The organism is Coprococcus sp. AF16-5, assembly GCF_003479365.1.
GTDB classification, from domain to species: Bacteria; Bacillota; Clostridia; order Lachnospirales; family Lachnospiraceae; genus Coprococcus; species Coprococcus aceti.
The window spans coordinates 72,316-95,584 of sequence record NZ_QUGZ01000004.1; the positions used below are offsets into that span (position 1 = coordinate 72,316).

At 41.0% G+C, this 23,269-nt stretch carries 21 protein-coding genes; 2 read left to right on the forward strand and 19 right to left on the reverse strand.

The genetic code is table 11. The features are described 5' to 3' along the window. The first annotated feature begins 192 nt into the window (after positions 1-192). Positions 193-1,515: a sodium-dependent transporter gene (locus DWW70_RS11050; RefSeq protein WP_118017645.1), complete on the forward strand. Its 1,323-nt coding sequence runs from the start codon at positions 193-195 to the stop codon at positions 1,513-1,515. 128 nt (positions 1,516-1,643) lie between these two features. On the opposite strand, the gene DWW70_RS11055 is transcribed toward DWW70_RS11050, so the two are convergent. From DWW70_RS11055 to DWW70_RS14900, 19 genes are all read right to left on the reverse strand, one after another. Next, complete coding sequence (locus tag DWW70_RS11055) at positions 1,644-3,662, reverse strand: PAS domain-containing hybrid sensor histidine kinase/response regulator (protein ID WP_117875369.1); 2,019 nt, start codon at positions 3,660-3,662, stop codon at positions 1,644-1,646. A 92-nt stretch (positions 3,663-3,754) separates the two neighbouring features. Further along, the gene (locus DWW70_RS11060) at positions 3,755-4,051 is read right to left on the reverse strand and encodes a hypothetical protein (RefSeq protein ID WP_015533463.1); all 297 of its coding nucleotides are present in this window, start codon (positions 4,049-4,051) and stop codon (positions 3,755-3,757) included. Then, on the reverse strand, positions 4,048-5,073 hold the full coding sequence (locus tag DWW70_RS11065; RefSeq protein ID WP_055224298.1) for a lysylphosphatidylglycerol synthase transmembrane domain-containing protein: 1,026 nt from the start codon (positions 5,071-5,073) through the stop codon (positions 4,048-4,050). Before DWW70_RS11065 ends, DWW70_RS11060 begins: the two co-directional genes overlap by 4 nt. A gap of 161 nt (positions 5,074-5,234) precedes the next feature. Next, positions 5,235-5,864: an RNA polymerase sigma factor gene (locus DWW70_RS15335; RefSeq protein ID WP_330423965.1), complete on the reverse strand. Its 630-nt coding sequence runs from the start codon at positions 5,862-5,864 to the stop codon at positions 5,235-5,237. A gap of 217 nt (positions 5,865-6,081) precedes the next feature. After that, positions 6,082-6,870 carry a TPM domain-containing protein gene (locus tag DWW70_RS11075; protein ID WP_118649852.1) on the reverse strand — a complete coding sequence of 263 codons (789 nt, stop codon included), beginning with the start codon at positions 6,868-6,870 and terminating at the stop codon, positions 6,082-6,084. Next, a complete protein-coding gene (locus DWW70_RS11080) occupies positions 6,863-8,539 on the reverse strand; it encodes a hypothetical protein (RefSeq protein ID WP_118649853.1) in 1,677 nt (558 codons plus the stop codon). Before DWW70_RS11080 ends, DWW70_RS11075 begins: the two co-directional genes overlap by 8 nt. Positions 8,540-8,602: 63 nt before the next feature. Continuing rightward, positions 8,603-9,370 carry a zinc ribbon domain-containing protein gene (locus DWW70_RS11085; RefSeq protein WP_118649854.1) on the reverse strand — a complete coding sequence of 256 codons (768 nt, stop codon included), beginning with the start codon at positions 9,368-9,370 and terminating at the stop codon, positions 8,603-8,605. Positions 9,371-9,443: 73 nt separating this feature from the next. Further along, positions 9,444-13,052 (reverse strand): topoisomerase DNA-binding C4 zinc finger domain-containing protein, encoded by a 3,609-nt coding sequence (locus tag DWW70_RS11090; protein WP_118649855.1) that lies wholly within the window; start codon positions 13,050-13,052, stop codon positions 9,444-9,446. 91 nt (positions 13,053-13,143) lie between these two features. Beyond that, positions 13,144-13,536, reverse strand: coding sequence for a hypothetical protein (locus DWW70_RS11095; RefSeq protein WP_118649856.1), 393 nt, complete (start codon positions 13,534-13,536; stop codon positions 13,144-13,146). Between the two features lie 515 nt (positions 13,537-14,051). After that, positions 14,052-14,960, reverse strand: coding sequence for a sensor histidine kinase (locus DWW70_RS11105; protein WP_055224327.1), 909 nt, complete (start codon positions 14,958-14,960; stop codon positions 14,052-14,054). Between the two features lie 3 nt (positions 14,961-14,963). Beyond that, the gene (locus tag DWW70_RS11110; RefSeq protein WP_055224328.1) at positions 14,964-15,809 is read right to left on the reverse strand and encodes an ABC transporter permease; all 846 of its coding nucleotides are present in this window, start codon (positions 15,807-15,809) and stop codon (positions 14,964-14,966) included. After that, positions 15,802-16,719, reverse strand: a complete 918-nt coding sequence (locus DWW70_RS11115; RefSeq protein ID WP_199669328.1) for an ABC transporter ATP-binding protein — start codon at positions 16,717-16,719, stop codon at positions 15,802-15,804. The genes DWW70_RS11110 and DWW70_RS11115 overlap by 8 nt, the downstream gene beginning before the upstream one ends. 88 nt (positions 16,720-16,807) lie before the next feature. Beyond that, entirely contained in the window at positions 16,808-17,491 is a 684-nt protein-coding gene (locus DWW70_RS11120) for a response regulator transcription factor (RefSeq protein WP_172674890.1), read from the reverse strand. Between the two features lie 486 nt (positions 17,492-17,977). Beyond that, positions 17,978-18,940, reverse strand: a complete 963-nt coding sequence (locus DWW70_RS11125) for a hypothetical protein (protein WP_118649857.1) — start codon at positions 18,938-18,940, stop codon at positions 17,978-17,980. A 15-nt stretch (positions 18,941-18,955) separates the two neighbouring features. Next, entirely contained in the window at positions 18,956-19,645 is a 690-nt protein-coding gene (locus DWW70_RS11130; protein WP_118649858.1) for a hypothetical protein, read from the reverse strand. 77 nt (positions 19,646-19,722) lie between these two features. Next, positions 19,723-20,355, reverse strand: a complete 633-nt coding sequence (locus DWW70_RS11135) for a hypothetical protein (RefSeq protein ID WP_118649859.1) — start codon at positions 20,353-20,355, stop codon at positions 19,723-19,725. Further along, complete coding sequence (locus DWW70_RS11140; protein WP_118649860.1) at positions 20,345-21,622, reverse strand: AAA family ATPase; 1,278 nt, start codon at positions 21,620-21,622, stop codon at positions 20,345-20,347. The genes DWW70_RS11135 and DWW70_RS11140 overlap by 11 nt, the downstream gene beginning before the upstream one ends. Positions 21,623-21,772: 150 nt before the next feature. Then, positions 21,773-22,156 carry a TnpV protein gene (locus tag DWW70_RS11145; RefSeq protein WP_330423966.1) on the reverse strand — a complete coding sequence of 128 codons (384 nt, stop codon included), beginning with the start codon at positions 22,154-22,156 and terminating at the stop codon, positions 21,773-21,775. A 42-nt stretch (positions 22,157-22,198) separates the two neighbouring features. Further along, on the reverse strand, positions 22,199-22,453 hold the full coding sequence (locus DWW70_RS14900; protein WP_330423967.1) for a DUF6040 family protein: 255 nt from the start codon (positions 22,451-22,453) through the stop codon (positions 22,199-22,201). Here DWW70_RS14900 and DWW70_RS11155 point away from each other — a divergent pair. Next, on the forward strand, positions 22,389-23,171 hold the full coding sequence (locus DWW70_RS11155) for a conjugal transfer protein (protein WP_334294913.1): 783 nt from the start codon (positions 22,389-22,391) through the stop codon (positions 23,169-23,171). The two genes, DWW70_RS14900 and DWW70_RS11155, sit on opposite strands and share 65 nt — an antisense overlap. Positions 23,172-23,269 lie beyond the last annotated feature (98 nt).

Genomic DNA, 23,269 nt, shown 5'->3' on the forward strand with positions numbered 1-23,269 from the left:
GGTACATTGTACGCCACCTGCCGGTTATTTTTCAATTAAATTCTTGCTTTTGCAGCTATGTTTTAAGTCATGTCCACATTATTTAATTTACTTCCAAATGATATTCATGTATATTAATTAAGTTAACGTAATTTACGGACTATGAGCGAGATCCGCCAATGCGGTAACGAACACATTTGGGAGGAATTATACATGAAAAAGAGAGAATCTTTTAACAACAAATGGGGCTTCATCCTGGCCTGCATCGGCTCTGCCGTGGGCATGGGCAACATCTGGATGTTCCCTACAAGAGTCTCCATATACGGCGGCGGATCCTATCTCATACCATATTTTATATTTGTGGTACTCATCGGATTCACCGGAGTTATCGGAGAGATGAGCTTCGGACGAGCTACAAGATCCGGTCCAATCGATGCATTTGGAATCGCCATGGAGAAAAAGGGCAAGCGAAAGCTCGGTGAACTGCTGGGCGGCATACCTGTGCTCGGCGCACTGGCAATGGCCATCGGATACACGGTCGTCATGGGCTGGATACTGAAATACATGATCGGAGCTTTCACCGGAAGCACACTGTCACCGGAGGATATAGACGGCTTTGCTTCAAGCTTCGGCGGAATGGCATCTTCATTTGGCAACAATGCATGGCAGATCATTGCACTTGCCATCGGAATCACCATCCTTATGTTCGGCGTGGGCAACGGTATTGAGAAGGCCAACAAGGTCCTGATGCCGGCGTTCTTCGTATTGTTCATCATCCTGGCCATATATGCGGCATGCCAGCCGGGAGCCATAGAGGGATACAAATACATCTTCCGAATAGAGCCAAAGGTACTTGCAGATCCAAAGACATGGATATTTGCGCTGGGACAGGCATTCTTCTCACTCTCAGTTGCGGGAAACGGAACTCTGATATACGGCTCATATCTGCCAGACGATGAGGATATACCGGAGGCTGCCGGACGTGTTGCACTTTTCGATACGATTGCTGCCATGCTTGCCGCACTGGTAATCATACCTGCCATGGCAACTGCCGGAGCACAGCTCAACCAGGGCGGCCCGGGATTGCTGTTCATCTATCTGCCATGCCTGTTCAAGTCCATGCCTGGCGGTTATATTGTTGCCATACTCTTCTTTGTGGCTGTGTTCATGGCGGGACTGTCATCACTAATCAACCTGTACGAAGCACCAATCGCAACGGTGCAGGAGAAGCTTGGAGTTGGCAGAAAACCTGCATGTGCCATCATCGGTGTCATAGCAGTTGTGGTATCCATCTGTATACAGGGTATCGTATCTGACTGGATGGATGTACTGTCCATCTACATCTGCCCACTTGGCGCAGGACTTGCCGGAATCATGTTCTTCTGGGTATGTGGCAAGAAATATGTTGAGACACAGGTCAACACCGGAAGGGAAAAGAAGTTCACAGAGAAGTTCGTGCCTATATGCAAATACATCTACTGTCCTGTATGTCTCCTTGTATTGATACTTGGTATCCTTCTCGGAGGCATCGGCTAGACAGACATTTCAATATAATTAATAAAAAGCAGTCTGACGGATCATCACCATGTATAACACTGGCGATGTCCGCAGACTGCTTTTTACTTACTGTATCATTATCTCTTTAATCGTGTATCTTATTGTGTTTAATGTCTGTATCCCGCAATTATATGTAATGCCTTATCCTCATCAAGTGGCTTTGCTATGTGCTCATTCATGCCCGCCGCCTTGCACTTCTTCACATCCTCTGCGAATACATTTGCAGTCATGGCAATGATCGGAATGGTTCCGGCATCCTCAAGGTCTGAGCTTCTTATCTGCCTGGTGGCCTCAAGGCCATCCATCTCCGGCATCATCACATCCATGAGTATCACATCGAAGCTTCCAGCCGGATGTGATCTGTATATCTCAACAGCCTCACGGCCATTTGCCGCAGTTGTGGCAACAGCACCAGCCGTCTCCACCATAAATGTTGCTATCTCCATGTTGAGCGAATTGTCCTCAACCAGCAGTATCTTCATTCCATCAAGTCTGACTGCCTCGTGATCCTCTGGCTTCTCCGGCTCAACGACATCTGTACAGATCTCAAATGGTATCTTCATGGTAAATGTAGAACCCACACCCGGCTTACTATCAACCTCTATGCTTCCACCCATGAGGTCGAGAAGCTCCTTGGTAATAGCCATGCCAAGACCTGTTCCCTGATACTTTGTTCCCGCATCAGTGTGCTCCCTTGAAAATGGCTCAAACAGGTGGCTGATGAACTCCTGGCTCATTCCAACTCCTGTGTCAGCTATCCTGAACACATAATTGGAATGCCTGCCGTCTACAGGTATCTCGTCCATCCACGCCTCTACCGTTCCGCCCGGCTTGTTGTACTTGATGGCATTTGTCAGTATATTGAGAGAGATCCGCTGAAGATGAAGCGGACTGCCTATAACCATGTTGTGCTTTATATTGAAATGAGCACCCGTAAGCTTCACATCGTTCTCCTGTGCCATGACCAGGATTGGATCATATCCACTTCTCAAAACCTTTATTATGTCAAACGGTTCACTGGTGAGCTCCGTTCTTCCGCTCTCAAGTCTGCTCATATCAAGCACATCGTTGATGAGCAGTTCAAGCTGTTTTCCAGCATCATCTATCTTGGACAGCGCATCCATCACTCTGTCCCTGTCATCTATGCACTGTTCGGCAATTCGTGACATTCCAAGGATTCCGTTGATAGGTGTTCTTATGTCGTGTGACATGCGTGAAAGAAATTCCGTCTTCGCTGTATTTGCACGCTTGGCCTCTTCGTAAGCTTCGGCAAGCAGCTTCTGGGCACGGATCTCCTCCTTCTTCTCCTCGTCGATCTCCTGAACACCTATGAGTATACGGGTGAGTTCACTCTCCTCATCCGTCCTGACTGGAATCGCCGTTATACGGCACCAGCCATATAAAGTGTCCCGGAAATCCTTACTGACGCTCTTCTCCGTCCTGAGTTTCTCCGCCAGCCTGTCCAGATTGTAGAATCTGCGCATCTGCTCACGATCCTCTTCAACCACACAGTCATTTATCACATTTTCTATTGTCTTTCCTGCTTCGTAATCCGCATTCTGTGCCGGCTTTCTGAAGGTATCACCTTCCTTGATAACCCGCACCTTACCGGTCTGAAGATCGAATATACACACAATAAAATATATGCTGCTAACAGCCTTGATAACCGAATCCTGCTCCCGGAGTTTCTCCTTGTGAGCCTGTTCCGCATTGCGCACAGCGGTTATATCCTGATGGTAGCCTCTGACTTTTATGCCATCGGTAAAACTCCTGTCCCGAACACCGCCACATCTTATGTGCAACAGTCCTCTGGTTGGATGCATCCAGGTATATATAACCTCAGCCTTGCCGTCGCGTCTTATGGTCTCCATGTATTCAGCGGTGGCCTGCTGTGACTCCTCAGTAATGCCTGCTATCCACTTTACATATCTATCTTCAGGCGACAGATCATCAGTCGTTCCAAGAAGAGCGTTCATCTTCTTGTTCGCATACAGCATGGATCTGCCGTCGTTCATGAGCACCATGGTCCACATACCAATACCGGCCCCGGCCAAGGTCTCTTCTATCTCACTCTGTACCTTTTTCTCCTGTTCCTCAGCGCTCTGATTAGCTTCATTTTCCGTCATTATATCAATCCTTTTTCCATATACTTTTCTATAAATATTTGTACCATATAACGACAGATTTTACCAGTTAAGAAACTCAACTATTATAAAGATTATTCATCATCTTCATCCAGTCCGAAGCCTTCCTCCAGAAAACGGTTCCACTCGGCATTGTTGCTCTCAAGCTGCTTCTTCTGCATGATACGGTTCCGGTCTGCGAGAATGGACAACATCTCATCCACAATCTCCTCAAGAGGCAGCTCCTGATAATGCGACAGATAGCCCATCATCCTGCCCGCCGTAAAATCCGTATTCAGATTCTTTGATATGAGATCACAGAACTCCTCGGGATATCCCCGGTCAAGCATCATCTCATAGAGCTCCATGCTCATCTCTGATCTTGGTTTCATTCAGATCTCCTTCCTATCACAAAGCTTGCCACCACTGTAAATATTGCACTGATTATCAGCTCAGTATAGTATCCCAGTCCTCTGCTGAGTATCATGCCCGGCAGGAGCAATGTGCTGCCAAATATCGGCAAGAACATCTCCATAAAGAGTTTTTCACTGATTCCCATACCACCCGGAAGGGGAAGCATATCCACCGCAACTGCTATGGCTCCCTGCATGAGAATGATAAGCCATGATGATGATCCTGAAAGTCCAAACGCCTTGTACACAAACCATGTAGCTGCAAATAGTGAGAATCTTTGCACAACTGTTATAATGAACACTACCACCAGCATCCCGAAATGTCCTACCATGTAATCCGCAGTCTGGTTGTACTTTTCCATTGATGCCGCGAGCTTTTCCTCACGGGACTTCTTGTGTCTTAAAAACTTCATCCGCTCAAGAAGTCTACTGCCATTCACCACAAATGCCTTTGCAAGCGACGGGTGAAATGCGAACAGCACCATTCCTGCCACACACACAACGTTCAGCACAAGTCCAAGATAAAATACCCACTGCACATCATCTATATATGTATGTATAAAACTCTGTCCAAATATAGCTATTCCAAGTCCCAGAAGTACCAGCACCAGCTTGTACATGATCGTCACTATGAGCAGTACCTGAGTTGACACCGGAATAGGGATCTTCTTTTTCTTCATATAATATATCTGAGCCGGCTGTCCACCTGATGCAGATGGCGTGATACAGCTGAAAAAGAATCCAACCGACGAGAACAGGAAACAGGTTCCCCTGCCTACATTCACTCCAAGATTTCGCATCATATAATGAATGATAATTGATTCTCCCCATATAAATACCACAACACATACCACTCCCGGTATGAGCCACCAAGGATTCACCGTCTGAAGTATATCAGATATCTGTCCTATATCCTCGCCGTGAAACACTCCGTATATCGTTCCGGCAAATATGAGAACCAGGAACAATACGTTGAACACCATCTTTTTCTTATTTCCCATTTAGCTTACTATCCTTTTCATAACTGGGGCAATACCCCTTTAAATACAGCGTGAACGTCATGCACAATGCTAGTATATCATGGATCATTCAATTAAATGGCAAAAAAGGGTGGTTTTTACTTTAATTATTTGTAATGTGAGTTTTATGTGGCATACACATTCTATTTTTCACTGTTCAGGATCGGCAGATTCTGGCTCTCCTCCCAGAGAGTCGCAACCACGGTTCCATCCTTGTGACAATACACAATCTTATTTATAACTCTTGGCTCCTCATCGCCATAGTATATATCTGAACTGTCTGTATCCTTATGTTCTGTCTGAGGGACAGCCGCGCCCTCTCTATATCCTCCAAAGCTCTGATACGCCTCACTTGACATCCACGACCTTGCATTTCCAAATATATCAAGTGATGTCAGTCCCTGCTCCCCGAGATAAAATTTGAATACACCGCTATCCTCAACCGACTCAGATATGAAATCATACTCCGCAGCCCCCATAAGTGCAGCATGTGACTCTGACCGGTTATTTACCGCGTCAACGTCCACCTGCTCCCGGTTCTGTTTGCCCGCATATGTAAAGTATGTATTCTTGGCTATCTGACAGAGCCAGACCTTTATATCACAGTCTCCTTTGAACCGATCCACAGCTTTTATCGCTTTAACAAATGTCTCCTGTGTTATGTCTTCGGCTATGTGGGGATTCTTAGACAGTGCCAGCACAAAACGATATACGTCTTTGTAGTACTTTTCGTATATTTCTTCTATTCCATTTTTTTCTTTTCCTGACGCCAAGTTTTTTACCTCCCTTCACATATAAGACCAGTATAATTGAAAAACGTTACAAAAGGAGCAGACGCATGTAAGGCGCTTCGCGCGGCGTCTGCGTACTTCACAAGGAATCCTCCCACTTACGTGGATCCCTCCTTATGAAAATAAAATGCTGTGAATTTCGAAAATTCTTCACAGCATTTTTCATCGTTTATATTTTGTCAGATTTTCTTCTCTTTGACTAGAAACTGTGGCCACCGCCACCTCCACCGATGCCTCCGCCTCCAAAGCCGCCTCCACCAATTCCGCCATGGCCGCCGGAACCGGATCTTGTACTTCTCGTTTCAGTGAGCATATCATATTTATGATTCATATTATATGAAACCTTTGTGCCGGTAAGTAGATTTTTTGTCCCCATGTCATATACCTTTGACGTCTTCTTCAGCAGAAGATAATTAAGCAATATAGAAAATATTATTGCAAGGAGTATGTTGCTGATATGCTTCATGGGACGGCTTATCTGCTCTCCTACCAGCAGCATATTTATCTGCTTGAATGCCTCATTTGCGCACTCAAAATATTTCTCTTCACTTGCATATTCATAGACATTGTCTGTTATCGTATACGCATTTGTCTTGGTGATGATCTTATACGGTTCGCCATAAGAATAGATGTATATCTGTCTATTATACAAATCAATGAGGAACATAACACCATCCAGGGTGCCCAATTCCCTTTTGTAGGATGACTCAGCATGGTACGCTGAAGAATGGAATGCAAATTCCGATATCTCGCATAATACATTACAATAACGGGCCGTCTCCTGCATAGTCTCCGTCAATTGTGCTTCCTGACTTTTAGTCAACACATTGGCATAATCCTTGATTATCACTTTATAGTGGTAACTGTACGAATCATCCTGATCATTTTCAGATGCGTGGACAGTCACTGCACCGTTGCATCCCACAACCAGAAACAGCAGCATGATCATTACAGTGATCACCACTCTGCCAATTATCGCTCTACGCACGATGATCACCTCCCTTGTACTCAAACTGCGGAAGTGGTCTTGTGGACATCCGGTTGTGGCTGATAACCAGGTCTATAAGCGTCAGAATGGTTGCAGCACACACCAGGAGCACGCATCCATAATAATACTTATCCATAACCGGTTTTATCAACACAACCACTACAGACAGAATGGTGGCAAAGGCAATAAATAATCCCATGACGCCACTTTTTCTTTTTACTCTTCTCACGTTTGCTATGCCTTTTACTGCTCCATAAATGGCAACCAGACACGAGATGACCGCCACAACATAACTGGCCTTTCCCATAATATCCCAGTTAAAAAGTAAAGGATTTATTCCAAACTTCAGGCAGAAAAATAATATCATGCATGCTATCAGCTGTATGACTTCAAGAAAACAAGAAAACTTTATAAATGAAGTTATCTTATTTTTTAATTTTCTTTTTATATTTTTTTGTGGCTTTTTTGTTTGTAGCTTTTTTATTTGTAGTTTTTTCTTCCTGCCTCCACTTTTCTTTACATTGAGTGTATGCCTTGCGAAGAATCCCACATCATTTTCATGTGTCTCTACATCCGCTATCTTCTCCATCTCATCGCAATATATCATGGTCACAAGCGCACCTATCGCAGATACAAATGCGAGCAGAACGCCAGGTCTCACCGTAAGAAATAAGTTCAGCAAAAAGTATAATGGAGCCACTCCTATCAGGCATCCCAGCAGGAACTTGCCGATATCAAGCGGTATATCCGCAGCCACTTTTCCTGTGCGGCCATTTACCGCTGCATATGCAATACGCTTACCGTTCTTATATGACAAAAGCCACACAGGAAACAACCCGGTCTTTGCTCCAGTGATCTTTATATCCATCGTTTCTGACAATGGCTCCTCCGGTTCACCGATAGCATCGTATGTACATAGATGATGCTTTATCTTACTCATCATCACATCATACGCCATATCACCTGTCACCTGCGCTATCTTATCCCTGTACACACCATAATCCACATCCGGCAGATCCGCGTAGAACCCGCTCAGATATCCCATGGAAAATGGTTTCATATCCGCCGAGTCAAATGGTGCCACCTTACTGCTGAGATCATCCGGAAACAGCGATGATGCATCCATGGTTATATTCTCATAATGATTATCCGCAAAGCATCTTACATTATATGTATGACTGACTGTATCAACCCCTGAGCTATAGCTGTCCGTCGCCCTGACAGCTGTTTTACCTTTCTGGTCAACATCACACAGCCAATACGGCATGTAGATTCCACGGAACTCCTGCACATTTCGTCTGTGTTTCAGCCTGTTCGGAGCGTATATCGCCCTCTTCATGACTGTGGCATATGATGCCTTGCACATGTCCTTCGTCACCGCAAACGGTATCACATAATCCGGTCTTCTCTCGCTTTTCAGCCGGCTGGAAAGCATAGTCGCTACCCCGCAGTAACTGCAGAATCCCGTCGCTGATTCATCTGTACTGTATATCTCCCCACCACACTGCGGACAAATGAATACAGTAAGTTCCATAAGCTTGCGTTCCTCGCTGTCCTCATCCTTGTCGACACTCTCCGGCTCGTATTCATTTCCACATGCTTTGCAGTACATTTTCTTTCTTGCTATATCATATACCAGATTGCTGCCACATCCGGCACATTGTATCATATGTATTTCCCCCTGTAATATAAATTGTGAAAGATTATTGACGAAATAACCTAACTCATTATACTACCTCTTTTTATAAAGAACCAGTTCCGGATTTGTCCCTTCCGCCTCATATGTCGATATCAAAATAAAATCCATATCCGCCAGAACTCCAAAGTATCTGTCTCCACCAAACTCATATTCCAGCTGATTTCCCAGATATGTTTTTTCGTCATCAAGGAATTTGACATTCATGCCATTTGGCAGACGATACTCGAGATTCACATATTTGCCAACAAGCGCATTGAGTCTTTCAAGGTGAGGCATCCCCTCTATCTGAATGGCATTTATCTCATCTATAAGCTGCCTCTTAAATGCCTCAAACTGTCCGCCATCGCTGAGTGACTCATATCGTTTCCAGTAATCAAGTTTTGGCAGAAGTTCTTTCATGTATGCTCTCGCCTGCTCCTCAGTGAAATTCTCCCCCACCATATTCTTCACACATACATCGATCAGATCATCCATATTGCTATAGGTATAGGTGCCGTCGGCGTAACACCATTTGCAGTAGTCCTCGTTCAGCGCACCATCACTGTCCCGCCCCATAACGGCATCGTCCTCAAGTGGCATTCCACAGCACTGACATATCAGTTTCCTCGGTTCGCCAAGCAGAGTGTTTATCGATACATCAAACTCTTTTGAAAGCAGTTTCAACGTATCTGTATTCGGCACTGTATCGCCGTTTTCCCAACGTGACACCGCCTGCCTTGTGACCATGACCTTCTCTGCCAGGTCATCCTGGGATAATCCCCTTTTGGTTCGAAGTTCTAATATAACGTCCTTTGTCTCCATTGTACTCACCTCCGTTATGGATATCATAACAGATTGCGGGGATTGGGGAAAGCAACGGGGTGTTGCTCTGTTCCTATACCGACTGCGTAAACCGGCATTTCGGGAAGCCCGAGCAACCTATGAATTTGCCAAATTTTCCCGATCTTTCAACCAACTTTTTCCCGCATTCCGGGCATATCATAGACATCTTTGCAGGTGCAGACTTAATATCTCCACTTGAGTCCTGCGGCATTTTATTGCCGTTCTTCTTTAAATGATCGGAGGTCTTAGTGCCTTTTTTTTGCGTACCGTCAGATATAGCTTCGATCTCTTGGGGCTTATCGCTGGCTTCCTTGGGCTTACCGATGAGCAGCTCTCGAACCTCTTTAGCTGTTATCATCTCGGCAGTGCACTCTCTCGCAACCCTCACCGGCCTGCAAGTCCATACCGCCTTATCTCCTATCATGTAGAATCTGAATTTCGCCCTTGTCGCTGCAACATTGACGATATTATTGTTCACCCAGTTGACTGCTCCCATAGATTTGCTGTCGCATCCGAGCAGGAATATAACCTCATCCGTTCCCTGCCCTTGGAAAGTGTGCACAGTTCCAATGTTATTGGCATTAAGCCATTTTCTGACTCTTGGCTCTTTTCCATATAACTCCGATTTCTTTATCATCTCCAGCATTCCCTCTTTGACCGATGTAAATGGTGTGATGATAAACAGCCTCGGAATATCGATAGTATCCCGTTCAAATTTTCTCTCCAGTAGTTTCAGAACAAGCTCGCCCTGCGCCTTGACAAAGTGATCCTTCTTGCCCGGATTCTCAGCACCGGCTACATCTATCCAACAGCTCTTGTCCAAAATAAATGTCTTTGCCCTATCAGCCTTAGGTGCTGCCGTCTGCTGCTTCATAGTTCCATCATATGAAAGCACATTTGAGATTGTGTACATCGGGTCAATGCAGCGCCTATGGACTACCAGCGGGCAGCCTACCCACTCTTTCTCCTCATCCTTTCCAAGATAAGTTCCATACGGATTTATATAGTCAGCAAAAGCCTGCACAGAGATTTTCTTATCCTTGTAACCTGCCAATATCTCTGCGGTAAGCAACTGTTTTATCATGTCAGTCTCTGCGGTAACCACAGGCTCGATCGGCTTTGGATCTCCGACTATGATCGCCTTTCTACACCTAAACATCGCACCAACTGCCATCTGTGGCTGTGCCTGTCCCGCCTCATCGACGATAAGAGTTCCAAGCACTCCGCTTTTCTTCACGTCTCCCAGGAAAGTCTGCGCTGATGCAAATGTCGTGGATATCACAGGGGTCAGCAGGAAAATGCTCTGAAGCATGTATGGCATGGCTTCTTCTCTGTCTGCAAGCTTCATCCTCTCACCACAATCATCAAACACATTCCACGCTATCATCAGGTTGATGATATTATGCCGCATGCATTTTGAAGAAATGACAAATTCTTTGTGCAGCTTACATGCATACAGGAATAACTTTTCACGCTCTCTATTGTACTGGGCGGTAAACCATGGATTGGTTATCTGTGCTTTTGTCGACAGCCTGTCGTCCTCGGATACATAACGTTCCATAAATGCAGCGTCCACCGGGGTCATCTTCATCTGCCCATGCGAGTATTTTGAAATACACCGCTGGTATTCCTGAAGATTCTGCAGGCCTGATATCCTGTTGTTCAAAGAAGTTATCTCTCCATTAAGTTTTGATATTGTCGCTTTCTTCTCCTGAATGAATATATCTCTTGCGGATGCATCCTTACGCCTTGCGAACAATCCCTTCGGTCTGCTTTCCTCAAGCTCGATCAGCTCTTTTTGTTCAGCAAATAACTGACGCTCAAGCATCTGCCGCTTTCTTTCCACATCACTTATTTCACATGACAAATCCTCTGGTGCATTTTTCTGCAGTTCCATAGGAACCGTCCCTGCCAGATTGCAAATCTGTTCCAACTCATTTCGCAGGCTTTCCACCAGTTTATATTGGGATAAGAACTTTTTTCTTACTTCCAGATATTTTACCTTATGCTGCTCCCTGACATCATTTGATCTATAGTCCTCCACAAATGGCTTCAGAACAGAATTGCAATACTTACGGATATTTGCCTTTCTGCCAAATGGAGCGGATATCAATCCCCAGCAGTCAGCTCCGCCCAGAAGCTTATCCGCATAACGCGTAAAATAAATGTCCTTCTCTTCTCGGCTCTTACCATATCTGGTTATAGTCTCCACATCACCTGACTTGTTGATATCAAACAAATCATGAACCTCATCCAGACCGCAGCGGATCTCCTCTTCGTCATTCCCAGACGACTCCAGACTGTCAAGTATATCCCTCGCCTTCGGAAGGTCTATCGTGATATTTTCCACCGCCGCATTGTTACATGACGCGACCAGCATACTATAATTGTTGATCTCATCAACATTTATCGAATAATAATGAGGCGCATACTGGTAATAGGCATTCGCATTTGCCTCTAGCGGTCCATGCGAAAATGAATGCATCTCAAATAAAGAGTCTGGATCTTCTGCATTCTCAGCGAGGAGTCTGGCACGCTCAACAATATTGCTTGCCACGATCTCCTTGAGCAATGTAGTCTTTCCCGTTCCGGGAGGTCCGTTTACAGAAAAAACTGGAGCATCCCCGTCCTGTCTGATCGCAATATTGACTGCAACCTGCTGCATCAACGCCGGCATATATTTGGCCGGCCATTTTCCCCTTGGCGAATTTGTAACGTTAAGAATTCTGTCAAAGAACAACTTCATCTCACTTTTTCCCGCATCCGGCGAGATGATCGTTCTCGGTAAATCGTCTGGGCCTTTCGACTTTTCGTACCCTGCCAGAATGTACTCGATCACTTTCTTCTCATATTCATTCCCATCGCCAAAGTTCCCGTTCCGAACCAGCTCTGACAACTGAATAATGTCATTCAAAAAGAAGCTTTTACCTAGATCCGCATAGTCAAATGCGTCTTCGTCCGCATCTCTGACCTGTTCGCTCGCATACCTGTTGTATTCGGCAATTCCCATCGATTCCTGAGGATTCTCTGAGAATCTGTGTTTCACATACTCGTTAAAAATCTTTTCATATATGGTTGAAATGAACTCATCGACATTCTGGTCCTGCAGTTCCTCATCGATCTCTCCAACAAGTTCTTCATACTCGCTAGTATCGAGAGAAAAGTCATGACTATTATGTGCTCTTGACTCATCCCACTTGGCAACTGCCCACAGTATCGATGACAGCTGGAAACTGTTCTGAAGATACACACCTTTCGTATCTGTCTTGAATGAGCACCATGCGATCGCGCTCTTTTTCGGATAAGCTATCTCAGGATTATCGGATTTATCCTCTATAAACTTCTCAAGATAACCAACTACTGTGTTCCGCTCTACCTTCCCCAGGCAAAAATGGATCTCATCACCAACCGAAGGAAACTTCGCATAGCCGTCCCTGTCATTTTCCAGGATCATTTCCAGATCAATATCAGGAGATGACAAAACTGGCAAATCAAAGAAGACCTCGATCTTCTCTGCCTTAACCTCTTTGCCATTCTTAATATTCTTAATTAGCTTTTTGTTCTCTGTACTTTCCTGTGGAATGTCGGTCTGCCCTAGAAATTCTGTGATTTTCCAGTAGTTTAAGATTTCCAGGACTGTGTTCTTTCGTTTGTCTTCCATTCGGTGTGCTCCTTGTGGTGTAACCATTGCAATGACTTTTTATAATTATTGTACAGATAAACAGAAGTATTTTCAATTTATTCATACTGAATTACGACAAAGTCCTGGATTGTCGCTTAGCTGGATTTTTTATAATATCTTTTATTTCTTTAATCTTCCCATGCTTTATCAATACATGTGCAACTATCCCCCAACAATCCATTTTTAATATTTCAACAATACTCTCTTTCGGATTCGGGACTCTAGCATTATCTGATGGCATTCTATTTATTATATTTTGAATGTCATCAATTTCTGGATATTCCATTCTCAATCGCATATTCAAACCCCATCCATTTTGAATATATTTCGGATCTAAACTTATACAATTAATTAGTTGATTTGTATACTGCAGATCGGCCCCTGCCTTTACATCATCTTTAGTTTCTTTAAAGTTAATAAGATTTTGCGCCACATAGAGCATTTCTTCTTGAAAAAATATCAAATTACTCACCTCCAATTCTAATTATTTACGATAATCTAGTGCTTTGTAAATATCTAATATTGTCGAATGAAGGTAATCCTAAAAAATACATATAATCATGTCTCTACTATATAAATTTGTTGTATTCTTTCCTTGTTTTGGGTGGGGTATTTCCCTCAGCAATCCATGTGTACAGATTTCTACATGTTGGATACCCTAGAATCCTAATAGTTTCAGTTACAGACTCTGTTTGATGATATATCCGTAGTGCAATATCCTTTTGTTCTTTTGAATACATAAAAAGGCTCCTTTCGAAGCCCTATAGTAGTCCAGAATTTTGTCCGCACCCTCCACTCGCAGACAGGATAGGCATTTTTATTTTCGTCTGCTCTTCCTCGAAGAGCTTTTCTCTTTATCGAGAAAGGCAAGCAACGCTACAATCAAGCTACCAAAGGACATCAACAATGCTAATATCCCAATGAAAATCGAAATGATCTCATAAGCCGTCATCGGCGCCACCTCTACGTCGCAAAATACTATTTAGCATCGGTTGCAATCGGAAAGTTCATTTCAACAATAAACTCTTTTTTTTCTATTTTTGCTTCAATCTCTCCATCCATCCGACTAACCAACTCCTTTGCAATAGATAGTCCCAATCCAGTAGATGTTTTACTTCTGGCAACATCTGCTTTATAAAATCGCTCAAATACCTGATCTATATTAATCTGTTCTGGATGTGTAACCTGATTGCTGATTCTAAGCACCGCCTGATTTTGATCACGTTCCAACACAATGCTAATCTTCTTTTCTCCATGATCCAGCCCATTTTTTATCACATTCTGGATAACACGGCGGAGTCCCTGCCTGTTTCCATGTATATACAACTGTTCTTCCGTAATCTGAATATCCGGCTGAATTTCCATTCTTACCCATTCATCATAGTATGAAAAAACTGTTTCTTTCAAAATCCGGTTCATACAGCACAATGTCAATTCCAAACTGTAAGATTCGTTTTTTAACTTTGTAAACATAAAAAGTTCTTCCAACATTTCATTCAGACTATGAATTCTTTCGTGGATAATGCTTAAATAACGTTTCTGATCCTCTATATTTTCACATTCTTCCATTAGCTGGAAATATCCGTCCAAAGATGTCAGTGGTGTGCGGATATCATGAGAAAGATTTGTATAAGTGTCCGCAATCAGAGCTTCTTTCTCCTGATAATGCTGCTTCTCTTTTCTTCGCAGTTCCAGAAGCTCATTCAACTTGTCAGAAAGCTTTCCTATTCCACCCACATCAAATTCATGGTTAATCAACATGTTACTGTCATGTTTCATCATAAACGCCAATTGGCGGCAGATGTCTTTCACCTGCCGCTGGTATTTCCACATAATAATAAATTGTAAGATAATAATTCCTGCTAATATCCCAATTACGATATACATCCGTTAAATATCCCTCTTTTGAAAAACAACGCTGCTTACTGATATCATCATAACGATGAACACTATTGCCACACCAAATGCCGCCAAACACTCATTTCCACTTGGATTCATAGGAAGCAGTGATAATTTTCCTGTTATCGTATACTTATAAATCTGGAAATTCTGAATTCCTATTTTTTGAATAGCACTATTGATCACCCCATACACAATGGTCATTACATTCATGCTAAGACAGACAGCAATGACCATGCTGATTACATTATTTTTCAAAATAATTGCAATCGCCATACAAATCAGCACAAGTGCATAATGAAGAGCCAGTTCAGTCACAAAATAAGATAAAATTGCCTTTGTATTTCCCCATTCCAATTCCCCGAAAACAATACCATTCGCCGCTGCCTGAAATAAGAATGCACCTGCCATTGTCAGTACCGTAAAGACAGCCAAGGCAATTGCTCTGGAAAAAATCAGAGTTCCTCTATTTCTAACCTGACCTCCTATATTCTTAATATATCCGCTACTGATATCCGCTGTTGAAAACAGAACAGTAAAAATCACCAAAAGCAGTGCATACAATTTTCCTTGAGAATTGGCAAAAAAGATATCATATACCGTCACCTTTTCTCCCGGCTCCGTAGGCAGCGTTACCATCATTCCCACATTAATATTATCCACAGTAGGTTCAGTAACCTGCTCCTGTTTCATGGCATCCTTTTCAGTCAAAAGCTCATAATCTGTCTTGCTTAAAGATGTTGTAATCAATAATATTGCTGCCAGTACGATCCAGATTACATACATACTTTTGGTTTTAAGCATCCGGTATAAATCCATTTTTATTATATTAAGCATGATCCGCACCTCCCGTCAGATTCAGAAAATAAGTTTCCAGTTCTTCACTGGTTATGGAAATCCCTTTTACCGGAATTCCTGCCTTTGCAAGTTCCATATTCAACGCTGCACTTTCATTCAATCGTTCAAAAATATGAATATGCTCTTTATCTGTTACCTGATAGTTGGTAAATCCCATAGAATCCAGCACCGGAATCGCCTGTTTCGGATGATCCAATGTCAACTCTATCCGTTCACTGCATCTTCTTATTAATTCTTCTCTTGTAATTTCCTGTATTAAACTTCCATTATGAATAATTCCATAATCAGTAGCAATCTTCGATAATTCCTCAAGAATATGACTGGAAATGCATATTGTCATATTCTTCTCTTTCTGAAGTCTCTGAATCGTATCCCGGATCTCTGCAATACCCTGTGGATCCAATCCATTGATTGGCTCATCAAGAACTAATAAATCTGGTTCTCCAACCAAAGCAAGACCAATTCCCAAACGCTGTTTCATTCCAAGTGAAAAATGTTTTGTTTTTTTCTTTCCCACATCCTCCAGACCGATAATTCTCAATATTTCTTCAATATAACTTTTTTTCTTTATTCCAAACAGCTTGCATTTGATATTCAGATTTTCATATGCAGTCATATTTCCATAAAGTCCCGGTGCCTCAATCAGACATCCTATCCGTGATCGAACTTTTTGCAAATCCTTTCCCTTGTATCCAAACATCTCGATTTCTCCACAAGTTGGCTTGGAAAGTCCACTGATCATCTTCAGACAAGTTGTCTTCCCAGCTCCATTCCGACCGATAAAACCATAAATAGCACCTTTTTTAATATGCATATTGACACTGTCCACAGCTTTATGGTGTCCATATTGCTTAGTCAAATTTCTTGTTTCCAATAACATTTCGCTCAAGTTTTTTCATCTCCTTTTTCTTATCTGCATTTATCATAAAGGAATAATCCTAATCAAACGCAAATAAATAGTAAAAAAAGAGTAAAGATTATAGATGAAGACGATAACCGATTCCCCAGACTGTTTCAATATATTCCTCAGATGTGACTGTTTTTATCTTTTTACGAATATTGCTTATATGTACATCCAGAGTTTTTGTTTCACCCATATATGGTTCGTCCCACGCATATTCAAAAATGTCCTCTTTACTGAAAACCTGCTTCGGATTTCTGAGCAGTAATTCTAAAATCGCAAACTCCTGTCTTGTTATCTTAGGAAGTATTTTTCCACCAATGCTGACCTGAAAAGTAGCTTTGTTCAATACCATCTCTCTGAACGAAAGGTTAGATTCTTTTATTTCCTTTTCTTCTGTATGACGAAGCTGTACCTGAATTCTTGCCAGTACCTCTCTGATTTCAAAAGGTTTCGTTATATAATCATCAGCCCCACTAGTTAAAACCTTTACCTTTTCATCCAAGCTATCTTTCGCAGTCAAAACAATAACCGGAAGATTTCCCTTTTTCCGTATTTCCTCCAGAACTGCTTCTCCTGTAATTCCCGGCAACATCAAATCCAGCAACACCAGTGCATAGCTATGCTCCTGCATATTCAAAAGCAGCTTTGCCTCAGTTCCGGAAAACGCCTGCTCACAGGAATAGCCTGCTTTGGATAATGCTTCCTGAAGCAGATTATTGATATTTGTATCATCTTCTACAATCAGTATTTTCTGCATGATAGTTCTCTCCTCTATTTTACACTGTGAAAACATTATTTTCTTGCATTATACGCTTTTCCCTTTTTTCCCGCAATTACTCCCCACAGATCCCCGGAATTCTCCAGTACATAACATACTTTTTGTTCCAGCTGAACTTATATTTTTCAGTATTCCTGTGCTTCCAAGATGCATATATCACTTTTTCCTTACCATTATGTCTTTATTTCTCCATCAGTGCTTTCGCAACCCTTATCCCGCCCACAAATAGAGCCAAACTAGAGCCATTTGATAAAACAAATGCCGGAAGCCCGCATAAATACAGGCTTTCGGCATTTTAGTTCGTTATTCAAACTCGATTTCTGCAACTATATATTGTGTCTAATCAAATTTTGCATCGTTATATTTTGTATTATAATTTTTTATATTCCAAGCATTCTTTATCATTTTGACACTTTTTGCAAGCAAAACGCAAGCGCTATAATTAACCCAATATTTGATTTCTATTTAGACATATATCGTTCCATTCGCCCTTAATACTATATCTTTAATTACAGTTGCCACTATTGTAGGATAAACCCTCGCCGTTTCTTCTGAGACTTCCCAAATCTTTCCGCCCTCATCAACATCAGCTCCATGATCTGCAGCATTTCTAACTTGTCCAATATAATCAATCATTCCCCTATGTTTTTTTGATAACACACTCCCTAATGTCGAACTTTTTTGAAGTATTCCATTTTTACCAACTAATGATACATTATGATCATCCGCAATTTGTTGTAAAAAAGATTCAAAAGCATTCCCTGAGTATAAAATAATAGTTTTTGCTTCTGTTAATTCATTTTGTACCTTGCTAAATGCATCCGAGAGAGGCATATACACTTTATCTGCATCTATATAATTATATACGCTTTCTCCCAACAACGTTTTTAAAGCATTATCATCATTCGCTTTAGATTTTAAAACAACATCTAAAATTTCCAAATACGTCACTTGATCATCATTTAAAACAAATTGATTCGCACCATCACTTATCATTGCCTTAGCATATGTAGCTATATTAGTAATTGTATTCTTAATATCCCTATATGTTGTTGTCATACCATGTAAAGCTTTCAATTGCTTACAAGCCAAATCTATAGATTGCGTAAAAATATATCTATCCTTAAATGTTTTAAACGGTTTATATTGCTCTAATATAAATCTCATAATTGTTGCTTTTTGTAAATCATTTCGTGCGGAAACCAACAAATGTGATAGTAATGAATCACTTTTATACGATTGTGAAGCACTATCAAAATACAAAAGTTCCATATCAACAGCCATTTTTATTGCATTCTGTGCCTGTTGTTCTGATATATCTGCGAATTCACTAATATACTGTATATCACAAATATCTTTTCCCGCCAAAGCAGCGTCAACAACACTAACAATATCCTCAGCTGTGGTGAGAACTATTTCATATTGCATAATTCCACCTACTCTCTATTCATTAACTGAAGTTAATAACAGCCTAATTTTTTCACTAAGTTCATCTAACTGATCAACAGATGCATCGATATTTATATTTATATTCACAACAGTACCATTTACTATTTTCTTATCATCATATATTTTAACAATTTGGTTAGTGCCTTTAATTTGATTATTTTGTTTTATTTCTTCGTTTGTATCAACAACATTTTCTTTTTCAACAGCCAGGATTTTTCCATCTTCTTCAATAACTATTCCTGCATCCTTAAAAATTTCTATAATTGTATTTGCACCAACTTTTGATGCACTCGTAGTTGACCCCGCCGAATATAAAATATGATTAATCAGCGCAGTCTTATCCATACCATTTCTAATTTTAATAGCGGACAACATTCTTGTGAGAAACTCATTATTTTCAATCAATATTTTCCATATCTTTTGAATTTCTTCTCTTATATTTAAAGAATATGCTCTTCCTAAAGAAAAACACTCAGTAGTAGGTGTTTTCTTGGCGCCCTCCATCAACAATTGCATTTGTAACAGGAAACCATTATTTCGACTAACAATTGTCCTATCAATTCCTGAGGCTTGAGCAATCGCATCTAATGGTTGAGCTTGCCCCTCTTTTCCACTTGAATATGCCTTAATTATTTTAATTATTTCTTCATACGAAGAACCTGGTAACTTAAAATTATCTGCCATCTTTTATCTTCCTTTCATAACACAATTTTGTATTTATTGCTTTAACATTCATTTTACCACAATTTTTACTGCCAATTTTATTCTTCAATTCTATTGTTTATCTCATATATCCACTTGACATCGTCCCCTTCAAATAATTCTATAAACATTCCAAAATTGCTACTTCCTGCAATGGTATCGATTGTCTCCAATTTTTTCACTCGTCGACTCATATCTTTGTAATTCTCTACAGTAACATACTTCATAACCTCATTAATCTGGTCTGCTCTTCCTTTGTAATTTTCAACTCCGGTATATTTTTTAATCAAAGGAGCGTTTACCGGTTTAGCAGGAGATTTCAAATTTTCATCTGTCCAATGCTTAGATATAATCTGCATTGTGCAAGGATTACCAAATATAATCACTGCATCTGCGGCAGTATTCACGCCATGAAATACATTAATCTTACGCTTAATGTCCTCATACTGCTCGTGTGGCTTCTTTTCTGTATCACAAAATACAAGTACAAGTTCATCTGCTCCATTTTGATATCGGTCCTGATACCTCGCTGGGATATTACCATTTCCGCCGGCATTTACCAATGAAATATCATATTGCTCATTCCATACTTTTAAAATTTTTAATCGTTTTAGATACTCATATTCCTCATTGCCTTCACAGATAATGCAGATTTTGTGATTATCCAAAAACTTAGGGAGTTTATTTGGCATCGGCATCATCCCCCTTTACATTACCTTTAATACTAAGCAAAGAGTTAATTAACTCAGGATCAGGTAAAGCACCAAGTGCACCTTTTCTATATTTTTCCATAACATCCGTCGTATCCCTCACTCCCTGCTGCGCTGTAAAATCAGCAAGTGAATATACATATACACCTTCCTCATCTTTATGCACAAACCAAATCTGCTCCTTCCGGAACATTCTCTTGCAGTCCATGAGATTTATATCATGAACTGTAAATATCATCTGTGCACTTGTATTTAATTCATTATTAAACATCGCAACAATCGCCCTTGTAAGCTTAAAATGAATACTGCTATCCAACTCATCCACCACTAATATTCTGCCCTGTTCAAGTGCTTCAATTACATAACTGGCAATAGCTGCAATCTTCTTTGTTCCTGTGGAATCAAACATCATACTTGGTACATGAACACCTTTATATGTGGAAACCAACCTAATCTGATCCATAATATTCTCCGGAATATCAAGCACTTTCTCATCTGGCTTTTCATCCCCTTCACCAGTTTTCAGTTGTATCTTATCCATATCCACATATTCAAAGTTATCCATATACAGGTCTGCATTTTTTATAAACTCAACAACCTTTTGCTGTAACTGATTCTTATTTTTCATGAGTTCAATTGTGTGTTGCATAGGTATGTTATTCATATTGATGACATCAATTTTTTCTGCAAATCCGACAAGAATCTGCTTCATCTCGTTGACATGTTCAAATTTACTTGTATCTACTACATAGCATAGCAAATTATTTTTAGATACTACCGACATCATAGTCTGCACAGCTTCATCAATACATTCATATATTTCGCTAATGGTATCCTTTTTCAACCAGCAAACTTCTTTTTCATTATTGTATTGATCTTTAAATATCTCAGAAAATGATTCATATATATATTCTTCTTTTTCTGCATCATACTTAAAATCATACGAGAACTTTCTTCCAGATGCCATAAATGTAACACCTAACTCGCATACATCACTATCAGTAAATATATTTGTCATCAGTCCATTCTTCTTATTTAAAAGTACATTTCTTATTGCTCTAATGCACTTGATTAGACATGTCTTTCCTGCATTGTTTGGTCCATATATTCCTACAGTTTTAAGCACATTAAAATCATTCTCTTTGTGAACATTTGCTCCAAATTTTTTATTTCGCATATCTGCTTTCATCGAAAATGTAATGTCATTCTCAAATGCATAACAGTTTTTTGCTCTTATCTCTATAATCATGGCTCATTCCTCCAAGTCATTTTACTTCTTTACTTATCATTATTATATCATTAATTATTTTTTATGCAACTTTTTTTCACAAAAAATATAATTCAGGGATTAATTAAACTTAACATAGCAAAAAGGACAGCCTCCCAGCCGCCCTCTACATCACACATACACCACCTCCCTCACCACAATCTCCTCCGCACAAGCAATAATATTATTCATCTTCCCCACCCACATCATCTGATTCTCCGCTTTTAACTGCTCTGTCACACCTTGTTTTTCCTTCATCTTTTCCACGAGCCTGTCCCGCATCTCATAACATGCCTCGTCAATCTCATGCAGATATTCATTTAGTCTTCCATCAAGTAACAGCTCCATATAATATCCATGTTTGAACTCTTTCAGATACTCACATCTCATATGTCCAAACTTTCCGATATTATAATTTGTTCCCTCCGGTAACTGTAAATCCGGATAATAAATATCATCATCACCTAATACATAAGTAATACCATTCTCTACAATAACTTTTTCCAATTTTCCCATAACTTTTATCCACCTTTCTACGATTTTTCTAAAACCTCAACATCAATAATAGCCTCTGGCTCTTTTACAACCTTTCACATACACTCTGATTCCGACATATACTGCCTGAACTAATAGCAATAAAGCAACAAGATTCAACTTTACTAAAGCCTTTATCCAATCTCCAAAATACACAGCCACAGCTAAACCTATCGCTGCCATTCCAACACTAATCACATCCCAGCAATTCTCCATGACCTGCTCGGCGTGGAAGCTTACCGCTATTAACACACACACGGTACATGAAAAAGAAATCATTCAGCTAAGATTGAACGATACCAATGGGATTGAGAATTTCGTCAAGAACTTTGCAAAAGCCTACTACTCATGGGATACCAGCAAGGAAGCCATTGAAGCGAGGACAGCGGAAATCAGTAAATACCTTACCAAAGAATTGCAGGACTTGAACGCCGATACCATCAGAACGGACATACCAACCAGTGCGACTGTTACAAATGTGCTGGTCTGGAATGTAGAACAGTCTGGAACGGACGATTTTACCGTTGCCTACGAAGTAGATCAGCAGGTAAAAGAGGGAGAACAGACACAGGCAGTCACAGAAAACTACACCGTGACCGTTCATGTGGATAAGAACGGTGCAATGGTCATTACCCAAAATCCTACCCTTGCTCCGGCGGTACAGAAATCAAAGTATGAACCGAAAGCACAGGAAGCCGATGTCAGTGTCAGTTCCGACACAGTTAAGGACGCTACCGCTTTCTTGGAAACATTCTTTAAGCTCTATCCGACAGCTACGGAAAAGGAACTTGCCTACTATGTCAAAGACGGTGTGATTGCTCCTGTATCCGGCGACTATGTATTTTCGGAACTGGTAAACCCTGTCTTTACCAAAGACGGCGACAACCTCAAAGTCAGCGTGTCCGTAAAGTATCTGGATAACAAGTCGAAAATGACGCAAATCTCACAGTATGAGCTTGTGCTTCATAAGGACGATAACTGGAAGATTGTAGAATAAATGTTACAGCAGAATAGTATGGTAATTGTTTATCCAATCTATACTATTCTGTTTACAATTAGATTGGCAAAATAAGAATCCCTCTCATATAATTGGTT

Bases quoted from the DNA above. Each gene is read 5' to 3' on its own strand.
- DWW70_RS11050 (WP_118017645.1), top strand. From the start codon at position 193: ATGAAAAAGAGAGAATCTTTTAACAACAAATGGGGCTTCATCCTGGCC.
- DWW70_RS11055 (WP_117875369.1), bottom strand. From the start codon at position 3,662: ATGACGGAAAATGAAGCTAATCAGAGCGCTGAGGAACAGGAGAAAAAG.
- DWW70_RS11060 (WP_015533463.1), bottom strand. From the start codon at position 4,051: ATGAAACCAAGATCAGAGATGAGCATGGAGCTCTATGAGATGATGCTT.
- DWW70_RS11065 (WP_055224298.1), bottom strand. From the start codon at position 5,073: ATGGGAAATAAGAAAAAGATGGTGTTCAACGTATTGTTCCTGGTTCTC.
- DWW70_RS11080 (WP_118649853.1), bottom strand. From the start codon at position 8,539: ATGATACAATGTGCCGGATGTGGCAGCAATCTGGTATATGATATAGCA.
- DWW70_RS11085 (WP_118649854.1), bottom strand. From the start codon at position 9,370: ATGGAGACAAAGGACGTTATATTAGAACTTCGAACCAAAAGGGGATTA.
- DWW70_RS11090 (WP_118649855.1), bottom strand. From the start codon at position 13,052: ATGGAAGACAAACGAAAGAACACAGTCCTGGAAATCTTAAACTACTGG.
- DWW70_RS11105 (WP_055224327.1), bottom strand. From the start codon at position 14,960: ATGTATATCGTAATTGGGATATTAGCAGGAATTATTATCTTACAATTT.
- DWW70_RS11110 (WP_055224328.1), bottom strand. From the start codon at position 15,809: ATGCTTAATATAATAAAAATGGATTTATACCGGATGCTTAAAACCAAA.
- DWW70_RS11120 (WP_172674890.1), bottom strand. From the start codon at position 17,491: ATGCAGAAAATACTGATTGTAGAAGATGATACAAATATCAATAATCTG.
- DWW70_RS11125 (WP_118649857.1), bottom strand. From the start codon at position 18,940: ATGCAATATGAAATAGTTCTCACCACAGCTGAGGATATTGTTAGTGTT.
- DWW70_RS11130 (WP_118649858.1), bottom strand. From the start codon at position 19,645: ATGGCAGATAATTTTAAGTTACCAGGTTCTTCGTATGAAGAAATAATT.
- DWW70_RS11135 (WP_118649859.1), bottom strand. From the start codon at position 20,355: ATGCCAAATAAACTCCCTAAGTTTTTGGATAATCACAAAATCTGCATT.
- DWW70_RS11140 (WP_118649860.1), bottom strand. From the start codon at position 21,622: ATGATTATAGAGATAAGAGCAAAAAACTGTTATGCATTTGAGAATGAC.
- DWW70_RS11145 (WP_330423966.1), bottom strand. From the start codon at position 22,156: ATGGGAAAATTGGAAAAAGTTATTGTAGAGAATGGTATTACTTATGTA.
- DWW70_RS11155 (WP_334294913.1), top strand. From the start codon at position 22,389: ATGACCTGCTCGGCGTGGAAGCTTACCGCTATTAACACACACACGGTA.
- DWW70_RS14900 (WP_330423967.1), bottom strand. From the start codon at position 22,453: ATGATTTCTTTTTCATGTACCGTGTGTGTGTTAATAGCGGTAAGCTTC.